The following is a 7,504-nucleotide window of genomic DNA, read 5'->3' as shown; positions in this document are numbered from 1 at the left end:
GCCGGGTTCTTGCCATAGAGCGGTGAATTGGGGTCCCAGTTCTTGTTCTTTTGCGCTTCGGCCGCGTCCTGGTCGAGGCTGCGCGAGGCGCCCTTGTTCAGAAAGGGCACCGGCACCTTGGTCACATAGACGGCCACGGCCAGCGCCGCCCCCAGCCCGACGACCAGGCCGAAGATGAAGCCCACGATGGTCCCGCCCTGCTGCTGCTTTTTCATAGGTCCGATTCCGTCACATTCTGCGCGGGGCAGACACGCCCAGCACCGCCAAGCCATTGTGCAGCACCTGCGCGGTGGCGGCGACCAGCGCCAGGCGCGCGCGCTTGACGGCTTCGTCGTCGACCAGGATGCGCTCGGCGTCGTAGTAGCTGTGGTAGCTGGCGGCCAGGTCGCGCAGGTAGAACGTCACGTCGTGCGGTGCCTCGCCCTCGGTGGCCGCCGTGAGCATCTCGGGGTACTTGGCCAGCTGCAGCATCAGCGCCTGGGCCTGCGGCCCCTCGAGCGCCGAGAGGTCGGCGTTCTTGAGGCCGGTCACGTCGCCGCCCCAGGCCGTGAGCACCGAGCAGATGCGCGCGTGCGCGTACTGCACGTAGTACACCGGGTTGTCGTTGTTCTGCGCCACGGCCAGATCGACATCGAAGGTGTATTCGGTGTCGGGCTTGCGGCTGAGCAGGAAGAAACGCACCGCGTCCTTGCTGGTCCATTCGATCAGGTCGCGCAGCGTGACGTACGAGCCCGCGCGCTTGCTGATCTTGACCTCTTCGCCGCCCTTGACCACGCGCACCATCGTGTGCAGCACGTAGTCGGGGTAGCCCTGTGGGATGCCAACATCTGCCGCCTGCAGGCCGGCGCGCACGCGGGCGATGGTGCCGTGGTGGTCCGTGCCCTGGATGTTGACGACCTTGGTGAAGCCGCGCTCCCACTTGGCGATGTGGTAGGCCACGTCGGGCACGAAGTAGGTGTAGCTGCCGTCCTGCTTGCGCATGACGCGGTCCTTGTCGTCCCCGTAGTCGGTGCTCCTGAGCCACAGCGCGCCGTCCTGTTCATAGGTGTGGCCGTTGGCGATGAGACGCTGAACCGTGGCCTCGACGCGGCCGCTGGTGTAGAGGCTCGACTCCAGGTAGTACTCGTCGAACTTCAGATTGAACGCCTGCAGGTCCTTGTCCTGCTCGTTGCGCAGGTAGGCCACGGCGAACTGGCGGATGGACTCCACATCGTCGACGTCGCCGCTCGCGGTGAATTCGCGGTCGTCGGCCTTGACGGTCTTCTTCGCCAAAAAGTCGTTGGCGATGTCCTGAATGTAGTCGCCGTTGTAGAAGGCCTTGCTCGCCGGGTTCTCGGGATCGGTGGGCCAGCAGCTGTCGCCGGGCTGGAAGCCCTTGGCGCGCAGCTGCGTGCTGTGCGTCAGCGTCTGGATCTGCACGCCGGCGTCGTTGTAATAGAACTCGCGGTGCACGCTCCAGCCCTGCGTGGCGAACAGGTGGCACAGCGCATCGCCCAGCGCCGCCTGGCGGCCGTGGCCGACGTGCAGCGGGCCGGTGGGGTTGGCCGAGACGAACTCGACCAGCACCTTCTCACCCCGCTCGGGCGCGAAACCGAAGCGCGCGCCGGCCGCCAACACCTCGCGCACCACTTCCTGCTTGGCGGCGGGCCGGAGACGGATGTTGATGAAGCCAGGGCCGGCAATCTCGATGTCCGAGACCCAGCGCTGGAAGGCGGGCGTTGCAAGCAGCGCGCTGCGCAGCGTCTCGGCCAGCTGGCGCGGGTTGAGCTTGAGCGGCTTGGCCAACTGCATGGCGGCCGTGCAGGCGAAGTCGCCATGGGCGGCTACTTTAGGGGACTCGAACGCGGCACGGGCGGCCGTGCCAGAGGAAAGGGTGTCCAGCGTGGCCGCGAGCGCGACCAGCAGGTCTTGTTTGACAGAGAGCATGGCCCGATTTTACGGGGCCGGGAAATGCCAGCTGCGCTGCGCGTCAATCGCATTGTGGGCGCTGCCGTTGTGTGGTGAAATTCCGCCGGGGTGGCCCCTCACCCATCCCCCTTAAAGGAGACTCCATGAAACAGCTTCTTTCCCTGACCGCGCTGGGCCTGGCCCTGTCCCTGGGTGCGGCACATGCCGCCGACAACGCCACACCCTCGGCGCAGCAATCCAAGATGGCCAGCTGCAACACTGACGCCAAGGGCATGAAGGGAGACGAGCGCAAAGCCTTCATGAAAAACTGCCTGAGCCACAAACCCGCCACGCAGCAGGACAAGATGAAGACCTGCAACACCGACGCCAAAGGCATGAAGGGCGATGAACGCAAGGCGTTCATGGCCCAATGCCTCAAGAAGTGACGCGGCACACCGCGCGCCACCCGCCTGTCCCGCCAGGCGGTTTTTTTTTGCCGCAATGCATCCGCCTACGATATGACGCCCCTACCACCGCCCCCTGCGAACCCTACGGCCCCTGACATGCCCCACGCTGGCGTCCCGGCGCCCCGCGCCACCCGGATCCCCTCCATTTCCTGCGTGCTGCCGGCCTACAACGAGGGCCAGAACCTGGCCCAGGTGGTACCGCAGGTGCTGGCATCGCTGCACGCGCTGTCGCCCCAGGTGGAGGTGCTGGTGGTCGACGACGGCAGCCGCGACGACACGGCCGCCGTGGCGCGCGCGCTGTGCGCGGCGCACCCGGGCGTGGTGCTGATCGAGCTGTCGCGCAATTTCGGCAAGGAAGCGGCGCTGACCGCTGGACTCGACGCCGCGCGCGGCGAGGTCGTCGTGCTGATGGACGCCGACGGCCAGCACCCGGCCGCCCTGCTGCCGCAGATGCTGGAAAAATGGCAGCAAGGCAGCGACGTCGTGTATGCCGTGCGGCGCACGCGCGACGACCAGTCGCCGCTGCACGCGCGTCTGGCGCACCTGTTCTACCGCCTCGTCAACTGGGGCAGCCGGGTCGCCATTCCGGCCGACGCGGGCGACTTCCGCTGGATGGACCGCAAGGTGGTCGACGCCCTGAAAGCGCTGCCCGAGCGCAACCGCTTCATGAAGGGCCTGTACGCCTGGGTCGGCTTTCAGAGCACGGCGCTGGATTACCTGCCCCTGCCGCGCACCCAGGGCCACAGCAGCTTCGGGCTGCGCGGCGCGTTTTCGCTGGCGCTGACCGGCATGGTGGCGTTCTCTTCAACCCCGCTGCGTGCGCTGTCGCTGCTGGGCCTGCTGCTGTCCATGGCTTCATTGGCCTACGGCCTGTGGGTGGTGCTCGAGTACTTCTGGCTCGGCATCGAGGTGCCGGGCTATGCCACGCTGGCGGCAGGCATGATGTTTTTGAGCGGCATCCAGTTGCTGTCGATCGGCGTGCTCGCCGAGTACGTGGGCCGCATCTACGAAGAGGTCAAGCGCCGCCCGTCCTACCTGGTGAGCGAGCGCAGCGGCGCAGGCTTGGCGCAGGACGGCGCAGACCGCCCCGGCGCATGAGCGCGGCGCGCACAGGCTTGTGGTTTCTGGCCGTCGGCGGCACCGCGGCGCTCACCCACATGGCGGTGTTCGCGCTGGCGCAGCGCTGGCTGTGGCCCGAGGCGGCCAACGCGCTGGGCTTTGGCGTGGCCTTTTTGGTCAGCTTTGCGGGCCACCGGCGGCTGAGCTTCCATGGTGCCGGCACCACGCTGGCGCAGAGCCTCGCACGCTTTGGCGCCACGGCGCTGGCCGGCTTTGCCGTCAATGAACTCGCGTTCGTGCTGCTGCTGCGCGTGGCGGGCTGGCCGTCATGGCTGGCGCTGGTCACCGCCATGGGGCTCGCAGCCGGCCAGACCTTTGTGCTCAGCCGGTTCTGGGCCTTCCGGCGCTGAGCGCCACAGGCTCCAGCCCGCACCGCGCTGCACCGCCACCCAGCCGGCGGGAATCTGCGCCGCGGGCAGCGCGTTCGGCGCCACCAGCCAGCGCCCCGGCTGCTGCGCAGCCGATGCGAGCACCTCGGGCGTTTGCAGTACGCGGCCGGCAGCGGGGTCAAAGTCGGCCCCTTCGAACAGTTCTCGGCGCCAGTTGTCGCCCGCCGAGCGGCGCAACGCCGTCCAGTCCTGCACCACCACCATGGGCTGCACGGACTGGGTGTAGAACGGCAGGTCGTACGGGTATTCGCCGAGCGCATACACCGTGTCGGATGGGCGCGCCTGGCAGGCCAGCGTGCGCGCGATGTCCTGCGTGCCATGGCGCGCCGCATATCGGCCCGCCAGCCCATGGACCGCCACGGCCACGGCCACGGTCAGCAGGCACAGCGCGCCCCACAGGGCGCGCTCCCAGCGGTGGCCGCCGAGCCAGCGCTGCCAGCCCAGCGCGGCCAGCAAGGCCAGGGGCGGCATCACCGGCAGCACGTAGCCGACGATCTTGGAGTTCGGCACCGAGAAGAAGCCGACGATGGCGACCATCCAGATCCAGCACAGCAGCCAGACCGGCCGCGCTATTGAATCAGTAGCTGCTTGCGCAGACTGGACGGGCGCTTTGACCTGATTCAATGCAAAAATCACCCAGGGAAAGAACAGGCCGGCCAGCGCCGGCAGGTAGAACCACCAGGGCCGGGGGTTGTTGAACGCCGTGCCGGTGTAGCGGCCGAACTGCTGCACGCCAAACAGGTAGCCGACAAAGTCCGGGTACTGCCGCTGGGCCAGCACGAACCACGGCAGGGCAATCACGGCGAACAGCGCCAGTCCGCTGGCCCAGGGCAGGCGCAGCGCCTTGGGCAACTGGCGCGTCCAGAGCAGCCAGACCAGCAGCACCAGCCCCGGCAAGGCCAGGCCGATCAGCCCCTTGGAGAGCACGCCCAGCGCGCAGGCCACAAAACCCAGGCGCGCCAGCGCGGCATGGGGGCGCGGGCCGTGCAGGAAGGCCAGCGCGAAGCTCCAGATGGCAACGCCTATCCACGCGGCGACCAGCATGTCGTGGTTCACGTACTGCCCGGCCGCCAGAAACGACAGGCTGGTGCCCAGCATCAGCGCCGCGCGCCGCGCCACCGCGGGCGGGGCCACCTGCAGCGCCGCCAGGTACACGGTCACCATCATCAGCCCCGCGTGCAGGGCCGGCGCCAGGCGCGCCGCCCAGACCCCGGCGCCGAAGACGGCCATGGCGAGCGCCTGCAGCCAGTGCAGCAGCGGCGGCTTGTGGAAGAAGGGAATGCCGTCGAGCCGCGGCGTCAGCCAGTCGCCCGAGACCAGCATCCAGCGGCCGATTTCGGCATAGCGCCCCTCGTCGGGCAGGGCCAGCGGGCGCAAGCCCGCGAGGACCAGCAGCAGCGCCCACAGCGCGCCCATCATCAGCCAGGATTTTCGGGATTCGGTCAGGCGCATGTGCAGCGGGGCCCGGTCACGCGGGCGCCGCAGGGAAGAGATCGTGGCCGCGCGCCAGGCGCACATCCGCAGCGGCCAGCGCCTGCGCGAACGCAGCGCTGGCCAGGTAGGCGCCTTCGCGCGCGCGCGCCGCCCCGATGGCGTCGTCCGCGTCGGCGCGTTCGGCGGGGTGGCACATCAGCACCGTGCCCGCGGGCGCTGTGCGCAGCCAGCGCTGCATGTGCTGCGCATACGCCGCGGTGTCGCCCGAAAAATCGTAAATACCCGACAGCACCTCCGCATGCGGCAGCCCCGCGCGGTTGGCTTGGCGCACCAGGGCCTGCGCGCCCCAGGCCGCAATGGTGCGCGCCTTGAGGTCGCGCTGGCCCGGCGGCGCCAGCGACACGCGCAGCCAGGGCGGATGCTGCGGGTAGCGCCGCTGCACGGCCTCGACCAGCGCCTCGCGGATGCCGCGGAACTGTTGCACATGCTGGTGGCCGTCGATGTGGTCGGGCGGCGCCTTCCAGTGCGCTTCGAACGCGTCGAGTTGGCGCTCGACCACGGGGCGCACGGCATCGGCGCGCAAGGCCCTGAGGGCGGCGCGCACCATTAGCGCCGGCAGCGGCTGGCCATGCCCCGCCGCCACGGCGAACGCGCTGGTCCAGTCCAGGTGCAGCCCCACATCCAGCTGGCCGCGCAGCGGCTGCAGCCGGGCCACATCCTCGCGCCAGCGCGGCGACAGCACCATGGCGCTGGTCGCGCTCAGGCGCCCCTGGGCGGCCAACGCGGCGATCGCGCGCGACACGCCCGCGCTCAGGGCGAAGTCGTCGGCGCACAGAACCAGGGCGCGCGCCATCTCAGAGCGGCGCCTTCGCCGCGCCCGCGGCGACTTGCACCGACCAGCCCCAGCCGCCACGCACCCGGTGGGCATCCTCGGGGCCGGTGCCCGGCGGCCACAGGTTCAGCACCCCCAGGCGCTCGGGCTCGCCCGGTGCAATCCAGGGACTCACGGCCAGGTTGCCGTCGATCAGCACGCGGGGCTGCTCGGGCAGCCACAGCGCCACCGCCCCGCTGACCGTGGCGGGCCCGCGGATGATCGGAATCGGGCCGCCCAGCGCCTGCCGCGCCGGGCCGGCCACGGCCAGTGCCAGCTCCTCGGACGCAAATTCCCGCCAATGCGGCGCGCGCGGCCGGTGGCGCCCGAACGCGGAGGATTCATACGACTGCCACACCAGCAGGGCCTGCAACAACACAAAGAACACGCCCGCCAGCGCCAACACGCGACGTGCGCTGAGGGGTTCCTCGCGCAGGCGCAGCCAGGCCATGAGGGCCGGCACCGTCCACATCGCAAAGGCCGTGCCCCATTGCAGCTGCAGGTCCACGCCGCCGAGCACACCCATGGCCGCCATGAACAAGGGCGGCAGCAGGCCCCAGCACAGCAGGACCGAGGCACCACGCTCCGCTGTTTGCGCAGCATGCTGCGGACCAGCGCTTGGCGGCAGGCGCGCACCGGGCGCCGCCAAGCGGCGCTGCGCCCACCACACCGCAGCCAGCAGCAAGAGGGCCGGCAGGCAGCGGTTGAACAGCCAGTCCGCCAGCCATTTCGTCGATGCGGTCAGGCGCTCGACGGGGCCCAGCTGGGCGCCCAGCGACGACTGCATCGCATAGGCGATGGGGCCGCGCTCCTGCTGCAGCAGCCATAGCGCATGGGGCAGGACCAGCGCCAGCGCGACCGCGACCGCCAGCACCAGGCCGCGGCGCTGCAGCGGGTCGCGCCACAGGCCGTGGCGCGCGAACAGCCACAGCCCGCACAGCGCCGTGACCGCGTACTGGTACTTGCTGAGCATGCCCGCTGCGGCCACCACGCCCAGCGCCAGCCACCAGCGCAGCTGCGGCCGCGTGAGGATGCGCCACCACAGCCAGGCACTCGCCGCGACCCACAGCGTGAGCGCCGTGTTGTGGTTGTAGTAGTACAGCCGGCCGTTGTAGAAAGTGATGCACAGCGCCGCCAGCAGCCCCACCACGGCGCAGTGCCGGCCGTACACCTCGCGCAGCAGCGCCGCGTAGAGGGCCAGCGAGGCCAGCGTGCACAGCGCGCCCAGCAGGTAGCTCGACCAGGCGGACCACCCGGTCAGCTGCACAAAGGCCCACAGCATCCAGGTGGGCAGCGGCGGGTGCTTGTAGTAGCCCCATTGCAGTGAGCGCATCCAG

Annotated in this window: 7 protein-coding genes and 1 pseudogene; 3 read left to right on the top strand and 5 right to left on the bottom strand. The window is 69.9% G+C overall.

The features are described 5' to 3' along the window. Together B2J89_RS22605 and argS are read right to left on the bottom strand one after the other, a co-directional pair. Positions 1-215: pseudogene (locus B2J89_RS22605) on the bottom strand (sporulation protein); the annotation flags it as partial. Between the two features lie 13 nt (positions 216-228). After that, the gene (argS, locus tag B2J89_RS01305; protein ID WP_169167425.1) at positions 229-1,926 is read right to left on the bottom strand and encodes an arginine--tRNA ligase; all 1,698 of its coding nucleotides are present in this window, start codon (positions 1,924-1,926) and stop codon (positions 229-231) included. A gap of 125 nt (positions 1,927-2,051) precedes the next feature. On the opposite strand from argS, the gene B2J89_RS01300 reads away from it, so the two are divergent. From B2J89_RS01300 to B2J89_RS01290, 3 genes are all read left to right on the top strand, one after another. Further along, positions 2,052-2,333, top strand: a complete 282-nt coding sequence (locus B2J89_RS01300; RefSeq protein WP_169167424.1) for a PsiF family protein — start codon at positions 2,052-2,054, stop codon at positions 2,331-2,333. Between the two features lie 117 nt (positions 2,334-2,450). After that, a complete protein-coding gene (locus B2J89_RS01295) occupies positions 2,451-3,452 on the top strand; it encodes a glycosyltransferase family 2 protein (RefSeq protein WP_240964681.1) in 1,002 nt (333 codons plus the stop codon). After that, the gene (locus B2J89_RS01290; protein ID WP_169167422.1) at positions 3,449-3,823 is read left to right on the top strand and encodes a GtrA family protein; all 375 of its coding nucleotides are present in this window, start codon (positions 3,449-3,451) and stop codon (positions 3,821-3,823) included. Before B2J89_RS01295 ends, B2J89_RS01290 begins: the two co-directional genes overlap by 4 nt. Here the strand turns inward: B2J89_RS01290 and B2J89_RS01285 are convergent. The 3 genes from B2J89_RS01285 to B2J89_RS01275 form a co-directional block, all read right to left on the bottom strand. After that, entirely contained in the window at positions 3,740-5,314 is a 1,575-nt protein-coding gene (locus tag B2J89_RS01285) for a glycosyltransferase family 39 protein (protein WP_240964680.1), read from the bottom strand. The two genes, B2J89_RS01290 and B2J89_RS01285, sit on opposite strands and share 84 nt — an antisense overlap. Positions 5,315-5,330: 16 nt before the next feature. After that, positions 5,331-6,149 carry a ChbG/HpnK family deacetylase gene (locus B2J89_RS01280; RefSeq protein WP_169167421.1) on the bottom strand — a complete coding sequence of 273 codons (819 nt, stop codon included), beginning with the start codon at positions 6,147-6,149 and terminating at the stop codon, positions 5,331-5,333. 1 nt (position 6,150) lies between these two features. Continuing rightward, on the bottom strand, positions 6,151-7,504 hold a 1,354-nt coding region (locus B2J89_RS01275), incomplete at its 5' end, for a glycosyltransferase family 39 protein (protein WP_169167420.1).

This window comes from Acidovorax sp. SRB_24, assembly GCF_012931925.1.
The sequence above is the reverse complement of the archived record's forward strand: the minus strand, read 5'-3'. Positions and strand labels throughout refer to the sequence as shown.